The sequence below is a fragment of the Amycolatopsis sp. MEPSY49 genome (genome assembly GCF_051337345.1).
Taxonomy (GTDB): Bacteria; Actinomycetota; Actinomycetes; order Mycobacteriales; family Pseudonocardiaceae; genus Amycolatopsis.
In genome coordinates, this window is record NZ_JBDLYJ010000014.1 from 141,880 (window position 1) to 158,868 (window position 16,989).

General features: G+C 69.1%; 16 protein-coding genes. 10 read left to right on the top strand and 6 right to left on the bottom strand.

What is annotated here, in order from left to right; translation table 11 throughout:
• Positions 1-46: 46 nt before the first annotated feature.
• Complete coding sequence (locus ABFJ78_RS41645) at positions 47-493, top strand: Lrp/AsnC family transcriptional regulator (RefSeq protein WP_086676042.1); 447 nt, start codon at positions 47-49, stop codon at positions 491-493.
• A gap of 183 nt (positions 494-676) precedes the next feature.
• Here the strand turns inward: ABFJ78_RS41645 and ABFJ78_RS41650 are convergent, their stop codons facing one another.
• Positions 677-1,045 carry a hypothetical protein gene (locus ABFJ78_RS41650; RefSeq protein WP_436392957.1) on the bottom strand — a complete coding sequence of 123 codons (369 nt, stop codon included), beginning with the start codon at positions 1,043-1,045 and terminating at the stop codon, positions 677-679.
• Between the two features lie 22 nt (positions 1,046-1,067).
• Between ABFJ78_RS41650 and ABFJ78_RS41655 the strand changes: the two genes are divergently transcribed.
• From ABFJ78_RS41655 to ABFJ78_RS41670, 4 genes are all read left to right on the top strand, one after another.
• A complete protein-coding gene (locus tag ABFJ78_RS41655; protein ID WP_436392958.1) occupies positions 1,068-1,820 on the top strand; it encodes an enoyl-CoA hydratase in 753 nt (250 codons plus the stop codon).
• Positions 1,821-2,082: 262 nt separating this feature from the next.
• Positions 2,083-3,999 (top strand): 2-oxoacid:acceptor oxidoreductase subunit alpha, encoded by a 1,917-nt coding sequence (locus tag ABFJ78_RS41660; protein ID WP_436392959.1) that lies wholly within the window; start codon positions 2,083-2,085, stop codon positions 3,997-3,999.
• Positions 3,996-5,060: a 2-oxoacid:ferredoxin oxidoreductase subunit beta gene (locus ABFJ78_RS41665; RefSeq protein WP_436392960.1), complete on the top strand. Its 1,065-nt coding sequence runs from the start codon at positions 3,996-3,998 to the stop codon at positions 5,058-5,060. Before ABFJ78_RS41660 ends, ABFJ78_RS41665 begins: the two co-directional genes overlap by 4 nt.
• A gap of 96 nt (positions 5,061-5,156) precedes the next feature.
• Positions 5,157-5,486, top strand: a complete 330-nt coding sequence (locus ABFJ78_RS41670) for a VOC family protein (RefSeq protein WP_436392961.1) — start codon at positions 5,157-5,159, stop codon at positions 5,484-5,486.
• Positions 5,487-5,488: 2 nt separating this feature from the next.
• Here ABFJ78_RS41670 and ABFJ78_RS41675 read toward each other — a convergent pair whose 3' ends face one another.
• Both ABFJ78_RS41675 and ABFJ78_RS41680 read right to left on the bottom strand, forming a co-directional pair.
• Complete coding sequence (locus ABFJ78_RS41675) at positions 5,489-6,748, bottom strand: sunset domain-containing protein (protein ID WP_436392962.1); 1,260 nt, start codon at positions 6,746-6,748, stop codon at positions 5,489-5,491.
• A 17-nt stretch (positions 6,749-6,765) separates the two neighbouring features.
• A complete protein-coding gene (locus ABFJ78_RS41680) occupies positions 6,766-7,818 on the bottom strand; it encodes a polyprenyl synthetase family protein (RefSeq protein ID WP_436393039.1) in 1,053 nt (350 codons plus the stop codon).
• A gap of 238 nt (positions 7,819-8,056) precedes the next feature.
• Between ABFJ78_RS41680 and ABFJ78_RS41685 the strand changes: the two genes are divergently transcribed.
• The 5 genes from ABFJ78_RS41685 (at position 8,057) to ABFJ78_RS41705 (ending at position 11,902) form a co-directional block, all read left to right on the top strand.
• On the top strand, positions 8,057-8,713 hold the full coding sequence (locus tag ABFJ78_RS41685; protein ID WP_436392963.1) for a hypothetical protein: 657 nt from the start codon (positions 8,057-8,059) through the stop codon (positions 8,711-8,713).
• Positions 8,714-9,034: 321 nt separating this feature from the next.
• Positions 9,035-9,307: a hypothetical protein gene (locus tag ABFJ78_RS41690; RefSeq protein ID WP_436392964.1), complete on the top strand. Its 273-nt coding sequence runs from the start codon at positions 9,035-9,037 to the stop codon at positions 9,305-9,307.
• A complete protein-coding gene (locus ABFJ78_RS41695; protein WP_436392965.1) occupies positions 9,307-9,933 on the top strand; it encodes a DUF3558 domain-containing protein in 627 nt (208 codons plus the stop codon). Before ABFJ78_RS41690 ends, ABFJ78_RS41695 begins: the two co-directional genes overlap by 1 nt.
• The gene (locus ABFJ78_RS41700) at positions 9,933-11,210 is read left to right on the top strand and encodes a PPE domain-containing protein (protein ID WP_436392966.1); all 1,278 of its coding nucleotides are present in this window, start codon (positions 9,933-9,935) and stop codon (positions 11,208-11,210) included. Before ABFJ78_RS41695 ends, ABFJ78_RS41700 begins: the two co-directional genes overlap by 1 nt.
• The gene (locus tag ABFJ78_RS41705) at positions 11,207-11,902 is read left to right on the top strand and encodes an ESX secretion-associated protein EspG (protein WP_436392967.1); all 696 of its coding nucleotides are present in this window, start codon (positions 11,207-11,209) and stop codon (positions 11,900-11,902) included. The genes ABFJ78_RS41700 and ABFJ78_RS41705 overlap by 4 nt, the downstream gene beginning before the upstream one ends.
• Before the next feature lie 27 nt (positions 11,903-11,929).
• Here ABFJ78_RS41705 and nuoN read toward each other — a convergent pair whose 3' ends face one another.
• Genes nuoN through nuoL form a run of 3 tightly spaced genes read right to left on the bottom strand, consistent with a single transcriptional unit; the run spans position 11,930 to position 16,988 of the window.
• The gene (nuoN, locus tag ABFJ78_RS41710) at positions 11,930-13,498 is read right to left on the bottom strand and encodes an NADH-quinone oxidoreductase subunit NuoN (protein WP_436392968.1); all 1,569 of its coding nucleotides are present in this window, start codon (positions 13,496-13,498) and stop codon (positions 11,930-11,932) included.
• A 2-nt stretch (positions 13,499-13,500) separates the two neighbouring features.
• A complete protein-coding gene (locus ABFJ78_RS41715; protein ID WP_436392969.1) occupies positions 13,501-15,051 on the bottom strand; it encodes an NADH-quinone oxidoreductase subunit M in 1,551 nt (516 codons plus the stop codon).
• Positions 15,051-16,988 (bottom strand): NADH-quinone oxidoreductase subunit L, encoded by a 1,938-nt coding sequence (nuoL, locus tag ABFJ78_RS41720; RefSeq protein WP_436392970.1) that lies wholly within the window; start codon positions 16,986-16,988, stop codon positions 15,051-15,053. The genes ABFJ78_RS41715 and nuoL overlap by 1 nt, the downstream gene beginning before the upstream one ends.
• Between the last annotated feature and the right edge of the window lies 1 nt (position 16,989).

The following is a 16,989-nucleotide window of genomic DNA, read 5'->3' on the forward strand; positions in this document are numbered from 1 at the left end:
GCAATCAATCGCTGTTCGCTGCGTGCATCTGTGCTATCTGTTGCGTGTGAACACCATCGACCAGCGAATCGTTTCGTGTCTCGTGGCGAACGCGCGAAGCAGCTACGCGGAGATCGGCAAGGTGGTCGGCCTGTCCGCGCCGGCGGTGAAGCGGCGCGTCGACCGGCTGCTGGAAACGGGGATCCTGCGGGGCTTCACGGCGGTGGTCGACCCGGAGGCGCTGGGCTGGGGCACGGAGGCGTTCGTCGAGGTCACGTGCCAGGGCAACATCACGCCGGCCCGGATCCGAGCGCGGTTGGAGCCGCTGCCCGAAGTGGTCGCGGCCTACACGGTGTCGGGGGCGGCGGACGCGATCGTCCACTTGCGGGCGGCGGACATCCACCACCTGGAGACGGCGCTGGAGCGGCTGCGCGGGTTGGAGATCGTGGACCGGACGGTGTCGACGGTCGTGTTGTCACGGCTGCTGGAGCGACCGCCTACGCCGGAGGGGTGACGCCTCCGGCCCCCGTCTTCCAGCTTAGTGGCGGGGACCGACGGTTTCGGGCTGCTGCGCGGCCGATGCCCCCGGCTATCCACAGACCCGGCAGGTTGGGGAGCAACGGCGGCTCCGAGCCGCCGAGAGCGCGAAACTGTCCGCCCTCGCCACTACTCTGGCGACCGGGGCCGGAGGCCACCCTCAACCCGCCAACGCCCGCAGCACCAGCGGCGCCTCATCCGGGTGCAGCCGCAGCTCCGTCCGCCCACCCGCCGCGTGGAACGTCACCGACTGCCGATCCACCGCCTGCATCGTCAACTCCCCCGGCTCGAACGCCACCGGCGAACCGCCCGGGACCCGCCACGTCGCCGGCCCCTCGCCAACCCCGATCCAGCCGCGCTGTTCACGACCCGACGTCAGCTCCTCCGACCGCACCACGCAAGGCACCGACACCCGCGAACCCCGCGCGAAAGCCGCCGCCCGGGCCCTCCGGCGACGGCCGCCGAACAGCTCCGACATGTCGATCATCGTCAGCAGGTTGCCGACCAGCACCACCAGCACTTCCCCCATACCCCACTAATACCCTGACCCGATGACCGACAGCATCGTCAGCGAGCACTCGGCCGGCATCGCGCTGCTGACCGTCGACGCCCCCGGCAGCCGCAACGCGCTCACCCTCGAGCTCTCCGCCCAGCTCGCCGCCGCCGTCGAAGCCGCGGAACGCGACGAAACCGTCCACGCCGTCGTCGTCACCGGTACGCCGCCTGCCTTCTGCGCCGGCGCCGACCTATCCGCGCTCGGCCAAGCCGACGAGGCCGGCCTGCGCGCCATCTACGAAGGCTTCCTCGCTGTCGCGCGCTGCGGCCTGCCCACCATCGCCGCGGTCAACGGCGCCGCCGTCGGGGCCGGGCTCAACCTCGCCCTCGCCGCCGACGTCCGGCTGGCCGGGCCGCGCGCGAAGTTCGTCGCCCGGTTCCTCGAGCTCGGGCTGCACCCCGGTGGCGGCATGACGTGGATGACGCAGCGGCTGGCCGGCCCGCAGGTGGCCGCCGCGATGACGTTGTTCGGGCAGCCGCTCGACGCCGAAGCCGCCGTCCGCTCCGGGCTCGCACTGAGCATCGAGAACGACGTCGTCACCGCCGCGAAAGAGCTCGCCGCGCCCGCCGTCGCCGCGCCGCGCGAGGCGCTGCTCGCCACCAAGCGCAGCCTCCGGACGACCGCCTCGCTGGCCACCCACGCCGACGCCGTCGACGTCGAGATCCAGCCGCAGCTCGCGTCGCTGGCCTCGCCCGAGTTCGCCGAGCGGCTGGCGGCGATCCAGGCGCGGATCCGGTCCCACCCCTGATCCCAGCAGGTGGACCCCTGAGTCCGAGACCCGCGTCACAACGAAGACAGGGGTCTACCCGTTACCATCGGTCACAGGTATTTGTCGGACCAGCACAGAAGAACCGTCAGCGCAGTTATGAGGTCGTTCCGGACCCCGGGTCTCTAGGAACATCGTTGTTCAGCGCGAGCTAACCTCGTGGTAGGGCCTGGTGATCGGCGTGTCGTTGCACCGGGCAGGCGACCGATGGCCGCAACGTCGGGAGAGAGGGAATCCCTGACCCATGAGCACGAGTGCGAACGGCAACGGCGCTGGTCACGGCTCGCTCGCCGCGACCAGGCCGACCGAGGTCAGCAAGCTGGACCGGGTCGTGATCCGGTTCGCCGGCGACTCGGGTGACGGCATGCAGCTGACCGGCGACCGCTTCACGTCCGAGGCCGCCGCGTTCGGCAACGACCTGTCGACGATGCCGAACTTCCCCGCCGAGATCCGCGCGCCGCAGGGCACCATCCCCGGTGTCTCGAGCTTCCAGGTGCACTTCGCCGACTACGACATCCTCACCCCCGGCGACCGCCCGGACGTGCTGGTGGCGATGAACCCCGCCGCGCTCAAGGCGAACCTCGGCGACGTCCCGCACGGTGGGACGATCATCCTGAACACCGACGACTTCATCAAGCGCAACCTGACCAAGGTCGGCTACGCGACCGACCCGCTCGACGACGACACGCTCGCGCCCTACCAGGTGCACCGGGTCGCCATGTCGACGCTGACGCAGGGCGCGCTCGCCGACACCGGCCTCGGCAAGAAGGACGCCGAGCGCTGCAAGAACATGTTCGCGCTCGGCCTGCTGTCGTGGATGTACCACCGGCCCACCGAGGGCACCGAGCAGTTCCTGCGCGAGAAGTTCGCGAAGAAGCCGGACATCGCCGAGGCGAACATCCTGGCCTTCCGGGCGGGCTGGAACTACGGCGAGACCACCGAGTCGTTCGCGACGACGTTCCAGGTCGCCCCGGCCAAGCTCAAGCAGGGCACCTACCGGCAGATCACCGGCAACACCGCGCTCGCCTACGGGATCGTGGCCGCCGGGCAGCGCTCCGGCCTGCAGATCCTGCTCGGCACGTACCCGATCACCCCGGCGTCGGACATCCTCCACGAGCTGTCCAAGCACAAGAACTTCGGCATCATCACCTTCCAGGCCGAGGACGAGATCGCCGGCATCGGCGCCGCGCTGGGCGCGTCCTACGGCGGCGCGCTCGGCGTCACCTCGACGTCCGGCCCCGGTGTCGCGCTGAAGTCCGAAGCCGTCGGCCTCGGCGTGATGGTCGAGCTGCCGCTGGTCGTCATCGACGTCCAGCGCGGTGGCCCGTCGACCGGCCTGCCGACCAAGACCGAGCAGGCCGACCTGCTGCAGGCGATGTTCGGCCGCAACGGCGAGTCGCCGGTCCCGATCGTCGCGCCGCTGTCCCCCGCGGACTGCTTCGACGCGGCCGTCGAGGCCACCCGCATCGCGCTGAAGTACCGCACCCCGGTGCTGCTGCTCTCGGACGGCGCGATCGCCAACGGCTCCGAGCCGTGGCTGATCCCGGACGTCGAGACGCTGCCCGACCTGCACGTCGACTTCGCGTCCGAGCCGAACGCCGACAACGACTCGGGCGAGTTCTGGCCGTACGTGCGCGACCCCGAGACGCTCGCCCGCGCCTGGGCGATCCCGGGCACGCCGGGGCTGCAGCACCGCATCGGCGGGCTGGAGAAGGCCGACAAGACCGGGCACATCTCCTACGACCCCGCCAACCACGACAAGATGGTCCGGCTGCGGCAGGCCAAGATCGACGGTATCGACGTCCCGAACGTCGTGGTCGACGACCCGTCCGGCGGCAAGGCACGCGTGCTGGCGCTGGGCTGGGGTTCGTCCTACGGCCCGATCGGGGCCGCGTGCCGCCGGGTGCGCAAGCTCGGGATGCCGATCGCGCAGGCGCACCTGCGGCACCTCAACCCGCTGCCGGCCAACCTCGGTGACATCCTGCGCAGCTACGACAAGGTCGTGGTGCCGGAGATGAACCTGGGTCAGCTCGCGCTGCTGCTGCGGGCGAAGTACCTGGTCGACGTCCACAGCCACACCAAGGTCGCGGGCATGGCGTTCAAGGCCGAAGAGCTGCAGAACCTGTTCGCGGAGATCATCACTACGGAGGCGGCGAAATGACCGCGATCGACATCGGGCTCCCGACCGTCGGCGGCCTCGACCTTGTGCCGACGACCGACGAGCCGCAGAAGGCCAAGGACTACAAGTCCGACCAGGAAGTCCGCTGGTGCCCGGGCTGCGGCGACTACGTCGTCCTCAACGCCGTCCAGTCGTTCCTGCCGACGCTCGGCCTCAAGCGCGAGAACATCGTCTTCATCTCGGGCATCGGCTGCTCGTCGCGCTTCCCGTACTACCTCAACACCTACGGCATGCACTCGATCCACGGCCGCGCGCCGTCGATCGCGACGGGCCTCGCGACCACGCGCCCGGACCTGTCGGTGTGGGTCGTCACCGGGGACGGCGACGCGCTGTCCATCGGCGGCAACCACCTGATCCACGCGCTGCGCCGCAACGTGAACATCAAGATCCTGCTGTTCAACAACCGGATCTACGGCCTGACCAAGGGCCAGTACTCCCCGACGTCGGGCCAGGGCATGGTCACGAAGTCGACGCCGATGGGGTCGGTGGACACGCCGTTCAACCCGCTCTCGCTGGCGATCGGCGCGGAAGCGTCGTTCGTGGGCCGCGCGATGGACTCCGACCGCAAGGGCCTCACCGAGGTCCTGCAGGCCGCGGCCGAGCACCGCGGGTCGGCGCTGGTGGAGATCTACCAGAACTGCCCGATCTTCAACGACGGCGCGTTCGACGTCCTCAAGGACGCCGACGAGGCCGCTGCCCGGCTGATCCCGCTGCGCGCCGGCGAGCCGATCCGCTTCGGCCCCAACCAGGAGTTCGGCGTCAAGCGCGGCGACTGGGGCGGCCTGGACGTCGCCAAGGTCGCCGACATCGGCGAGGACAACGTGGTGGTGCACGACCCGTCGATCGTCGACACGTCGTACGCGTTCGCGCTGTCACGCCTCGGCGACCAGAACCTCAACCACGTCCCGACGGGCATCCTCCGCCAGGTCGAGCGCCCGACGTACGACGACGGCGCCCGCGCCCAGGTCGAGCAGGCCCGCGCGGCCCGCACGCCGGACCTGCAGGCCCTGCTGCGCGGCAAGGACACCTGGACGGTCGCTTAGTTCTCGTCCCCCGAAGGCCGCCACGCCCTGGTGCGTGGCGGCCTTCGTCGGTTCGGGGGCTTGCTCAATTGGGACACGTGTCCTAAGTTTTGGGTCATGCGACCTTTCGTGTTCTTCGACGTCCGGACGTCCGATGTGGACGGCACCAAGCGCTTCTTCGCCGACCTGCTGGGCTGGGAGTCGTCCGGCGCGCTGCTCACCGACGGCGGCGCACCCTGGGGCGGGCTGACCGAGCTGGCGCCGGACGACGACCGCGCACCGCAGTGGCTGCCCTACGCGCCGGTGTCCGATGTGGACGCCGCGGCGGCGAAAGCCGTGCAGCTGGGCGGAAAGGTGGTGCGGGAACGCACCGACCTCCCCGTCGGCTCACTGGTCGTCGTCACCGATCCCGGGGGCGCGGCAATGGTCCTGTTCCAGGCGGCCTGACGTCAGCTGAGCGGACGGAACCCGACGCGCTCGGCGTCTTCGGCGGTGCGGAACCACACCTCGGCCACCATCTTCGGGAACTGCGCCGATTCCTCGGTGCAGTACCGCAATGCCGTCACGCTGGCCTTGACCTCGAACGCGTCGCTCGGCCGGCCGCCGCCGGGCCGCGGCATCGCCGAGCCGGGGCCGAACGGGCCGGGCGGCACCGCGTCGCCGGCCGCCTGCCGCGCGGGCGGCGGCTCCGGCGCCGCGACGGCCGCCTGGTTCGGCTGCACCGACGGCTCGAACAGCGAACCGCTGTGGGCGCCGGCCAGGTCGGTCTCGCGCCGCTCGACCGTGCGCATCGACGGCTGGATCGGCTGGGGCGAGTCGAACCCGCCGCGCAGCGCCTCGCGCGGCTGCCGCTTGGGCAGCACCTGCGTCGCCTCGGCCGGGGTCTCCGGCGGCACGTCCAGGTCGCCGTTCGCCGCGTCGTCGCCGCCGAACGCGTACTGCGGCTGCGGCGCCTCCTCGGCTTCTTCGTGGGCTTCGGGTGCTTCGGGGGCTTCGCCGCCGACCGAACCGAGGTAGCGCGTGCGCTCCACCGGCTCCTCGAACGCCGACCGCTCGGACGGCACGTCGTCGTCGAACCAGTCCGGCGCCTGCCGGACCGGCTCGTCCGCCGGGGTCTGGAAGAGCGAACCGGCGGCGGGCTCCGGGTCGAGCTGCTGCTCGAGCCGCGAAAGCGCCGGCGTCGCGGGCTCCGCCTCCTCCTCCGGCGCCAGGTACTCGGTCGCGGCGGCGCGGTACGGGTCGTCGGTCTCCGGCTGGGCGAGCGAAGGCAGGATCTGCGTCTCCGACGCCCGGTACGCGGCGTCGTCCTCCGGCTCCGGCTGCGGCTCCGGCCGGAAGGCCTGGTCGGGGTCGTGCGTCCCCGGCGGTACCTGCGAGTCCAGCTCGGCGAAGTCCGCGTCGATGTCGTCGTGGACGTCGTCGCGGTTGAACGGCCCCGCGGCGACCAGCGTGCCGGGGTAGGAGGTCTCCTCGCGCGCCGGCACCGGCTCGGGCCGCGGCTCCGGCCGGGTGAACACCTCGGTGCCCGGCGTGGCCAGCCCGGCGGCGTTCGCGGGCGTGCGCGCGGCGTCGGCGTGGGCCTGCGCCAGCGAGCTCTCCAGCTTGCGGACGCTCTTGCGGAGCGGCAGCACCAGCACCAGCCAGGTGAGCAGCACCCCGACGAAGAACGCCGCGAGACTCCACAGCCAAACTTGTCCGAAAATGGACATCTCTTTCCAGCCCCTGTTTAGTGCGTGCGCGCGACCAGGTAGTCGGCGACCGACTCGCACGCGTCCCGGGCGGGTGACGCGGGCAACGCGGCCAGCTCGGCTCGCGCGCGCTGAGCGTAGTCGGAAAGGGTGACGCGTGCGCGTTCGAGTCCGCTACTGGCCCGCAGCAGCTCCAGCGCCTCCCGGACGAGGTCGTCGTCGGCGATCGGGCCGGACAGCAGCTCGATCAGGCGCGGGTCGGTCCCCGGGTCGGCCAGCGCGTACAGCATGGGCAGCGTCCGGACGCCTTCCCGCAGGTCGGTGCCCTGCGCCTTGCCGAGCTCGTCGGACGGCGAGGCGATGTCGATGATGTCGTCGGAGATCTGGAACGCGGTCCCGATGATGTCGCCGAAGCGGCGCAGCGCCTGGATGTGCTCCTCGGCGGCGCCGGACATCATGCCGCCGAAGCGGCCCGACGTGGCGATCAGCGAGCCGGTCTTCTGGGCGATCACGGTGAGGTAGTGCGCGACGGCGTCGTCACCCGGTCCGGGGCCGACGGTCTCGCGCATCTGGCCGGTAACCAGCTCGCCGAAGGTCTCGGCGATGATCCGCGCGGCGTCCGTCCCCAGGTCGGCGACCAGGCGCGAGGCGTGCGCGAAGAGGAAGTCGCCGGTGAGGATGGCGATGGTGTTGTCCCAGCGCGCGTTGACGCTCTCGGCGCCGCGGCGCATGTCGGCCTCGTCCATGACGTCGTCGTGGTAGAGCGTGGCGAGGTGCACCAGCTCGACCGCGGCGGCGGCGATCACGACGTGGTCGTCCTGCTTCGGCCCGAACTGCGCGGACAGCAGGGTGAAGAGCGGGCGAAAACGTTTGCCCCCCGCCTCGACCAGGTGCAACGCGGCGTCGTTGACGGCTTGGACGTCGCTGCGGACGACCTCGCGCAGCAGCTTCTCGACGTCGGCCAGGCCGCCGGCGATGGCGCGCAGCAGGGTCTCGTCGGCGATCTGCAGGCCAACCGACGCGCGCAGGTCCTCGAGGGCGCCACCCGGCGCAGCGGGGAGGGATCCCGCCCCGGGGGCTGGGGAAGGCACAGACACGTCGGCTCCGCTCTACTCGTGCACCGGTCGGGTTATGCCTTGAGCGTAGTGGCTACCCCGCGCGGTCGTTTACCCGCTGTCCAGCGGAAACGGTGACGAACACGACACCCGGGCCCCCGCCACCGACGGGTGGTTCGCGATCCCCGAAGGAGTGATCAGCGTTTTCGGGCGCAACGGACGTCTCCGGCGGGCGGATATTGCCTCCAGGGAGATCACTCAAGGAGGACTCGGAATGCGCAACACGATCGCGGGGCGGGCCGGGCTCGCGGGAACACTGCTGGTGGCCGGGCTGTGCGCCGGCGTCGCGCCGGCCCAGGCCGAGCCGCAGGCGGGCGTGGCGAACATCGGCTCGGCATCGTTCACGAAGGCGGGCTCGACGATCACGGTGCCGACGCAGGGTCACTGTTCGGTGGAAGGCCCGACGAGCGCAACGGCCCAGGTGGTGACGAAGACGGGCATCACGTTCGGCGGCGGGACGTCGTCCTGCACGACAACGGTGACGGACCCGAACACGGACGCGACGTCGACGACGTCGACGGCAACGGGCAAGAACTTCGAGCTGTCGGCCCTGGTGAGCGCGGGCGGCCCCCGCGTCAAGCTGTCGACGTTCACGGTGAAGTGCGTGGCGACCCAGACGCAGACGAACGCGAACTGGAGTTATGGCGGGATGTCGGGCATCCCGAACCCGCCGAGCCCGGTCCCGGTGGGATACGTGTCGCCGATCAAGAAGTCCAACGGGACGGTGCTGGCGAACGCGGTGTTCAACATCCAGAACCTCCCGGGCGACGGGAGCATCGGCTTGACGATGCTCCGGATCGACTTCCTGCCGGCGTCGGGGGTGAGCGGCCAGGTGGTGCTGGGTCACACTTCCTGTTCACCGACGCCATAGCGGCTTCGAGGGCCGCGGCCGGGGAGGTTCTCGAGAGGACGGCCGCGGCCCTCGTCGTTCGGGTTTTTCGGGGTGGGAACCCTGGTAGTGTGCTGGCCGTCGGATACGCAGGGTGTTGGGGTTGGAGCACACTGCGAGCTAGGGGAGAGCTGATGACGACGGGGTTCTGTGGTGTCTGAGGTGTATGACCCGCATGGGACACGGCGGGCACCGCTGCGTCCGGTTACGCGACCCGCGGGGTCTTATGGGGGCGAGGTCGGTGGGGCTTCCGCCGGCGGCGGGGCGGGGTTCCAGTACGACGAGGCCACGCTTCGTGCCTTGATGCACGAGTGGAACGACCTGGCGAACGAGTTCAAGCTCGACCAGGAGTACGCGGTCATCCTCGCACGTACTCAGGGCCCCGGCACCGAGTACGCGAGCGGTGGCAATGCGGAGAGGATTCAGTGTTCGGGCGACGCTTTGCTCCAGACACTGAGCCAGCGCGAAGAGTACTGCCGGAGTATGGCTGCCAAGTTCAAGGCCGCTCTGGGAAAGTACGCGCGGGCCGAGGACGACCAGACCACCCAAATCAAGCAAGCCGGAGGCAGTCTCTGATGCGCCGCACCGTCCTCATGCTCAGCGCATTGCTGCTCGCCATTACGGCATGCTCGACCACGAACCCGGGTACACCCTCGCCTTCGACCGATACAGCTAGCACGACTACCCCGCCGGAGAGCGGCAGCGCCGTTCCAGGTCCGGGAGTACCAAAGGTGCCAAATCCGATTGATGTGACACGATTCAAGCAGGCTCCCTGTGATGCGCTGAAAGCCGCACAGGTCGCAGAGCTACTCGGCCCCGGAGTTTCTGGGAAATCCGACTTGCAAGCGCCCGCCGGGCCCAGTTGTGCTTGGGATTCACCTCGCGTCTCCCAGGCAGGCGTCACAGTCGTCTTCACCAATGCAGACCAACTCGGTCTGACCAGTGTCTATGCAGCCCAGGGCAAGCAGTACCGGTTCTTCCAGCCCCTGGCAGCTATCGACGGGTTCCCAGTTGTCGCGTACGGCGTGAACGACGAGCGAACGACTCGCGGCCGCTGTGCTGTGGCCCTGGGAGTGAGCGACACCCAAGCAGTCGACATCCACGTTGCTCAGTCCGAGGGCAACATCGGCAAGAAAGATCCCTGTGATGCGGCCCACGACATCGCTTCGCAGGTGCTCGGCAACCTCCGCGGAGCGAACTAATGGCAACCGAGGGCCCGCTGACTGCAGCGCAAATCTACGAACAAATCACTGGCGGCGAAGGCATCGGCTCGCTCGCTGATGCTCAGGACAGCGCGGGACACCTGACCACGCGCATGGTTGAACGGGCCCAACGGATCAGCGCCCTGCGCGCCAAGACGCTGTCCGGGTGGCAGGGTGGCGCTGGAGAAGCTGCCGCTGACGCCACCCTTCCCCTTGTGCAAGCCGCCGCTGATGATGCCGTTCACCTCAAGACTGCCCAGACCGCCGTCGGGGCTCAGATGGATGCCTTTGGGACCGCAAAGAACTCCGTCAAGCCCGTTGCTCCTCAGCCCCCGCCCATCACCGCTGCGGACGTTCTTCACGTCTTCACCGGGCAAGGGCCTGGCTACGACACCAAGGTCGCCGGCTGGCAGGCTGACAGCCAGGCCAACATCGAAGCCTTCAGCGCCTATCACTCCGCCAGCAGCACCAATGGCGGTCAGATGCCCGCCCAGTACGCCCAACTCGCCGGCTCCGGTGCCCCCGTCTCCATGACCACTCCCGTGGACGGCACGCAATCCAAGACCTCCGGACCCACCGATACCGGTGAGTGGGCCCGGAATCCCAACCAGACTCGGATTCCGGCGCAGCAGGACCGGCAGACCGTCCAACCCGGACAGCGCCAGGTTCAAAACCAGTTCACCAACCAGGCTCAGAACCAGAATCAAAACCAGTTCCAGAACCAGGTCCAACAGCCCGGCACCACCAACATCGACAACACCCACGCCAACAGCTACGTCCCCAAGCCCGTCCTGCCTCCCGCCGCTCAAGGCGGGTATCAGTTCGGGCCCACCGGGCAGTCCGTCAGCAACCTCGGCGGGGCCAACACCTACGCCCCCTTCGGACCCGGCACCGGTGGCTACACCGGCGGCTTCGGGCCCGGCACCGGCGGCTACGGCAGTAACACCGGCAGCGGCTACCGGCCAGGCACCGGAACAGGACGCGGCACAGGAGCAGGGCCAGGAGCAGGAACCGGCGGACGCGGCACCGGCACCGGCACCGGTGCCCGTATGCCGGAAGAACGGCTCCCCGGGGGCACCGCCCGAGGCGCCGCTGGTGCACGAGGCGCCAACGGCATGCCCATGGGCGGCCTCGCCGGCGGGCGTGGCGGCAAAGAAGAAGACAAGGAAAAGAAGTCCGCCCCCTACCTCCGCAACCCCGATCCCGACGAAACCTTCGGCGGATTCACCGAAAAGCCCATGCCCCCGGTCATCGGCGAAAACCGGTCCAAGAAGTGATCGACGCACGATTCTCGCTGACCACCCTGCTCACCGCCATGCGCGCCACCGGGTGCGGTGATCCGCACCCGGTCCTCGCCGGTGGGTTGCGCTACGTCCCGCCGTCCGCGGCCGCGCGAGTGAATCGGGAAGCCTTCGAAGAACTCAGCGAATACGGCTTCACCCAAGGCGATCGCTTCACGCCCGAATTCGAAGACGTTCTGCACCTGCTCGACCGGCCTTCAAAACAGTTCTACGCCTACGCCCGCGACGTCACCGAGCAGATCGGAATTCTCACCGCCTCGCGGGGGCGGACCGCCGTCACCGTGGTCTGCCGGGGCGAACACGTCGAACTGACTGGTGTCTCGCCCGACAGCCATCCCGCCGACGCCCTCGTCGCCGAACTACCACCGTGCCGTCCGGCGCCGATCAAGCCCTTTTCGCTGCCGCAACAAGAGTTCCAGGACACCCAGGCCGTCAGTGACGTCTTCGACGACGCCCCCGCGCGGAGCCGGGCGGCTCAGCAGCTCGACGCCTTCTTTCAGCAGCCCCACTTCGGCCTCGGGCAGCTGTACGCCGACGAGAACTCCGTCAGCTACCTCGACCTCGACGAAGGACGCGTCGGGATCGCCCTCGCGAACGGCTACATCAGCGTCGTCCCCGGGGAGAACAGCCAGCTGAGCCACAAACTGAAGGCCGCCACCCCCAAGTGAACGGGGTGGCGGCCTGAAGAGAAAACCTCAAGAAGCGAAACCGCCCGCGCCGGCCCAGCCCAGCGCGAACGCCGGGACCAGGCCCAGCACCAGCGTCACCGCCGTGCCGAGGAAGATCGCCGTTCCCGTGCCGAAGCCCGGGACCGAGACCGAGGGCCCGTCCGCCGCCGGCTCGGAGAAGTACATCAGCACGATCACCCGCAGGTAGAAGAACGCCGCCACCGCGCTGAACACCAGCGCCACGACCACCAACGGCGCCATTCCGTCCGACAGCGCCGCCGAGAACACCACGAACTTCCCCACGAAACCGGACGTCAACGGAATGCCCGCGAGAGCCAAGAGCAAGAACGTGAACACGCCGGCCACCAACGGCGACCGCTTGGCCAGACCGGCCCACGCCGAGAGATGCGTTGCCTCGCCCGAGGAATCGCGCACCAGGCTGATCACGCCGAACGCCGCCAGCGTCGTGAAACCGTACGCCAGCAAGTAGAACAGCGTGCTGGAGAGTCCATCGCGAGTCATCGCGATCGCGCCCACCAGCAGGAAGCCCGCGTGCGCGATCGACGAGTACGCCACCATGCGCTTGACGTCCGTCTGCGTCAGACCCAGCACCGCGCCGATCACCATCGAAATGATCGCCACGCCCCACAGGACTCCGCGCCACTCCCACGAAGTCGACGAGAACGCCACCGACAGCACCCGCAGGATCCCGCCGAACGCCGCGACCTTCGTGCACGCCGCCATGAACGCCGTCACCGGTGTCGGCGCGCCCTGGTACACGTCCGGGGTCCACGTGTGGAACGGGCCGACCGAACCCTTGAACAGCAGGCCGACCACCAGCAGACCCAGCCCGGCGAACAGCAGCGTGTCCGAGCGGTCCGAACCCGCCGCCGCGGCCGCGATGTCCGCCAGCTTCACCGAGTTCGCGTAGCCGTACAGGAGCGCCAGTCCATAAAGGAAGAACGCCGACGAGAACGCGCCCAGCAGGAAGTACTTGACCGCCGCTTCCTGGGACAACAACCGGCGACGACGGGCCAGGCCGCACATCAGATACAGCGGCAGCGACAGCACTTCCAGCGCGATGAACATCGTCAGCAGGTCGTTCGCCGCGCAGAACGCCATCATGCCGCCGAGCGCGAACAGCGTCAGCGGGAACACCTCGGTCTGCATGACCGTCGCCGTCTGGGCGCGGTCCTGGACCGTGCCCGGGCGGATGCCGGCCTGCGCGACCAGTGCGCCGCCCGGCTCGACCACGCGGTCGGAAACCAGCAGCACCGCGCCGACCGCCAGCGCCAGCAGCGTGCCCCAGAGGAACAGCGCCGGCTTGTCGATCGAGATCGCTCCGCTGAACGTCTTGACGCCGCCCGCGGGCGCGCTGCCCGTCGCGTAGAGGACCAGGCTGACGCCGGCCGCGACGATCGCCGCCAGGCTCAGCCCGACCTGCAGGCCGAACCGCGAGCGCTTCGACGCGAACGCCTCGACCAGCACGCTCACGCACGCCGCGCCGAAGACGATCAGCATCGGCAGCACGGCCGGGTAGTCGACCGACGGCACCTGCACCGCCTCCGGCGCCTGCGTCAGGAGGATGTCGAGCACGGTTACTTGCCTCCCTGGACCGCGGTCAGCGTCTGCTGCACCGTCGGGCTGACTGTGTCGAGCACCGGCTTCGGGTAGAAGCCGAGGAAGAGGACCAGCACGACCAGCGGCGCGAGGATCGCGATCTCCCTACCGGAAAGGTCGCGAATCGCCTTCTTGGCGCCCAGTTCCGGCGCGAGAGCCGTACCCGGGCCCCCGCCGACGCCGATCAGGGCGTCACCGCGGACGGGGCCCTGCATGACGCGCTGGTAGAGCCAAAGCACGTACGCCGCGGCCAGGACCATGCCCACCGTGGCGAGGATCGTGTACACCGGCTGGTCCACGAACGCCCCGATCAGCACCAGGAACTCGGAGACGAACGAGTTGGTGCCCGGCAGGGACAATGTGGACAGACCCGCGAGCAGGAACAGCCCGGCCAGCAACGGGGTCACCTTCGCCATGCCGCCGTAGTCCGAAATGCGGGAAGACCCGCCGCGCGCGATCACCAGGCCGATCACCACGATCAGCATGCCGGTCGCGATGCTGTGGTTGAGCATGTACGTCGCCGAGCCGACCATCGCCTGCTCGTTGAACGCGAAGATACCGAGCGAGATGAACCCGAAGTGGGCGATCGAGACGTAGGCGATGAACCGCTTCATGTCCCGCTGCCCCGCCGCGAGGATCGATCCATAAAGGACACCGATCACCGAGAGCACCAGCACCAGCGGCGCCAGCGTCTTGCTCGCGTCCGGGAACATCGGCAGGCAGTAGCGCAGGAAGCCGAACGTGCCGACCTTGTCCAGCACGCCGACCAGCAGGACGGCGACGCCGATCGGCGCCTCCCCCGCCGCGTCCGGCAGCCAGGTGTGGAACGGCACCAGCGGCGCCTTGATCGCGAAGGCGAGGAAGAAGCCGAGGAACAGCCAGATCTGCGTGGACAGCGGCGCGTCGCGCACGACCGTCACCAGCGTGGCCCAGTCGAACGTGCCCTTGCCGAGCTTGTCCGACGCCAGCGAGTACGCCCCGATCGCCGACGCCAGCATGATCAGGCCGCCGAGGAACGAATACAGGAAGAACTTCACCGCCGCGTACTGCCGGTTCGCGCCGCCGTAACCGCCGATGAGGAAGTACATCGGGATCAGCATGATCTCGAACAGCACGTAGAACAGGAAGACGTCGGTCGCGGCGAACACGCCGATCGTGAGCGCCTCCTGCAGCAGGATCAGCGAGAGGAACCCGCCCGCGCTGCGGCCCGGCGGCAGCTTGTCCAGCGTGCCGAGCCCGCCGACGACGATCGGCACCAGCAGCGCGATCACCGCGATCATGATCAGCGAGATGCCGTCGGTGCCGAACGCGATGTGCACGCCGAAGCTGGGGATCCAGTCGAAGCTCGACGTCTGCTGCAGCCGCGCGCCGGACGGCGAGTAGCTCGCCCAGAACGGGATCACCAGCAGGAACTCGAGGATCGAGAACCCCAGCGCGGCCAGCACCGCGGCGCGGTCGTTCCCCTTGAGGAACGCCAGCACCAGGGAGCCGGCCAGCGGCACCAGGATGAGGATGAGCAACCAGGTCATCAGGAGAACCTCACCAGCAGGAGAGCCGCCAGAAGCAGGAACGTGCCGCCCAGCATCGACAGCGCGTAGGACCGGACGAACCCGGTCTGGAGCCGCCGGAGCCGGCCGGAACCGCCACCGAGACCGGCGGCCAGGCCGTTGACCGCGCCGTCGACGCCGCGGTTGTCCACGAACACCAGCGCCCGCGAGAGCCAGGTGCCGGGACGGGCGACCAGCGTCTCGTTGAGGGCGTTGCCGTACAGGTCCTTGCGCGCGGCCCGGGTGACGAACGAGACCCGCTGGGGCTGCTCGACCGGGACGTCGCGGCGGAAGATCAGGTACGCGATCAGCACGCCCAGCACGGAGAACACGATCGCGGCCGCGGAGATCACCCAGGCGTCGAACGGCGCGTGGTGTTCCTCCACCAGCTCGCCGACCGAGGGGGTCAGCCACTCGGCGAAGCGGTCACCGAGGGCGAAGAACGCGCCGGCGCCGACCGAGCCGACCGCCAGGACGGCCATCGGGACCCACATGACGGCCTTGGACTCGTGCGGGTGGAAAGGCCGTGGGCCGTCGCCCGAAGATCCGCTTGCGGGATCGAGCTCCAACGCTGTGTTGATGTCCTTCCAGCGCTCCTTGCCGAAGAACGTCATCACCATCAGGCGGGTCATGTAGAAGGCGGTGAGTCCGGCGCCGAGCAGCGCCGCGCCGCCCATGACCCAGCCGCGCCAGCCGCCCTGGCTGAACGCCGCTTCGATGATCGCGTCCTTGGTGAAGAAGCCCGACAGCGGCGGGATGCCGATCAGGGCCAGGTAGCCGAGGCCGAAGGTGATGAAGGTGATCGGCATCTTCTTGCGCAGGCCGCCGAACTTCCGCATGTCGACCTCGTCGTTCATGCCGTGCATGACCGACCCGGCCCCGAGGAAGAGCCCGGCCTTGAAGAAGCCGTGCGCCACCAGGTGCATGATGCCCAGCGCGTACGCGATGGGCCCGAGGCCGACGGCGAGCATCATGTAGCCGATCTGGCTGACCGTCGAGTACGCGAGGACCTTCTTGATGTCGTCGTACGCGCAGCCGATGATGCACCCGAGCAACAGCGTCACCGTGCCGACCAGCGTCACGATCAAACGGCCGTCTTCGGTGGCGTTGAAAATGTCCTTCGAGCGGGCCACCAGGTAGACGCCGGCGGTCACCATCGTCGCCGCGTGGATCAGGGCCGACACCGGGGTCGGGCCCTCCATCGCGTCCGGTAGCCACGCCTGCAGCGGGAACTGGCCGGACTTACCGCAGGCGCCCAGCAGCAGCAGGATCGCCATCGCGGTGATCGCCGCCGGCGAGAACTTGCCGTCGCCGACCGCCTGGAAGACCTGCGCGTAGCCGGTCGAGCCCGCGTACTTGAACATGATGAAGATCGCCAGCGCGAGCCCGACATCACCGACGCGGTTCATCAGGAACGCCTTCTTCGCCGCGGTCGCGGCGGACGGGCGGCCCTGGTACCAGCCGATGAGCAGGTAGGACGCGAGACCCACGCCCTCCCAGCCGAGGTACAGCGTCACGAAGCTGTTGCCCAGCACCAGGATCAGCATCGACGCGACGAACAGGTTGAGGTACGCGAAGAAGCGGTACCGGCCCTCGTCGTCGGCCATGTAGCCGATCGAGTAGTAGTGGATCAGCATGCCGACGCCGGTGATGAGCAGCACGAACGTCAGCGACAGCGCGTCGATCCGCAGCCCGAAGTCCACCTGCAGCTGGCCGACCGGGATCCACGAGTACACCTTGACGTCGGTCGCCGTGCTCGTGTTCGCGCTGAAGAACAGGATCAGCCCGTAGATGAAAGCCAGGGTGACGGTGGCACAGCCGAGCAGATGCCCCCACGCCCGGGAACGCTTGCCCGCCAGCAACAGGACGAGCGCGCCGAGAGCCGGAAGGGCCACCAGCAGCCACGATGATGCGGTCACT

What these genes read in the sequence shown, in the direction of transcription:
- ABFJ78_RS41650 (WP_436392957.1), bottom strand. Translation starts at nt 1,045, where the DNA reads ATGGGGGAAGTGCTGGTGGTGCTGGTCGGCAACCTGCTGACGATGATC.
- ABFJ78_RS41655 (WP_436392958.1), top strand. Translation starts at nt 1,068, where the DNA reads ATGACCGACAGCATCGTCAGCGAGCACTCGGCCGGCATCGCGCTGCTG.
- ABFJ78_RS41660 (WP_436392959.1), top strand. Translation starts at nt 2,083, where the DNA reads ATGAGCACGAGTGCGAACGGCAACGGCGCTGGTCACGGCTCGCTCGCC.
- ABFJ78_RS41665 (WP_436392960.1), top strand. Translation starts at nt 3,996, where the DNA reads ATGACCGCGATCGACATCGGGCTCCCGACCGTCGGCGGCCTCGACCTT.
- ABFJ78_RS41670 (WP_436392961.1), top strand. Translation starts at nt 5,157, where the DNA reads ATGCGACCTTTCGTGTTCTTCGACGTCCGGACGTCCGATGTGGACGGC.
- ABFJ78_RS41675 (WP_436392962.1), bottom strand. Translation starts at nt 6,748, where the DNA reads ATGTCCATTTTCGGACAAGTTTGGCTGTGGAGTCTCGCGGCGTTCTTC.
- ABFJ78_RS41685 (WP_436392963.1), top strand. Translation starts at nt 8,057, where the DNA reads ATGCGCAACACGATCGCGGGGCGGGCCGGGCTCGCGGGAACACTGCTG.
- ABFJ78_RS41690 (WP_436392964.1), top strand. Translation starts at nt 9,035, where the DNA reads ATGCACGAGTGGAACGACCTGGCGAACGAGTTCAAGCTCGACCAGGAG.
- ABFJ78_RS41695 (WP_436392965.1), top strand. Translation starts at nt 9,307, where the DNA reads ATGCGCCGCACCGTCCTCATGCTCAGCGCATTGCTGCTCGCCATTACG.
- ABFJ78_RS41700 (WP_436392966.1), top strand. Translation starts at nt 9,933, where the DNA reads ATGGCAACCGAGGGCCCGCTGACTGCAGCGCAAATCTACGAACAAATC.
- ABFJ78_RS41715 (WP_436392969.1), bottom strand. Translation starts at nt 15,051, where the DNA reads ATGACCTGGTTGCTCATCCTCATCCTGGTGCCGCTGGCCGGCTCCCTG.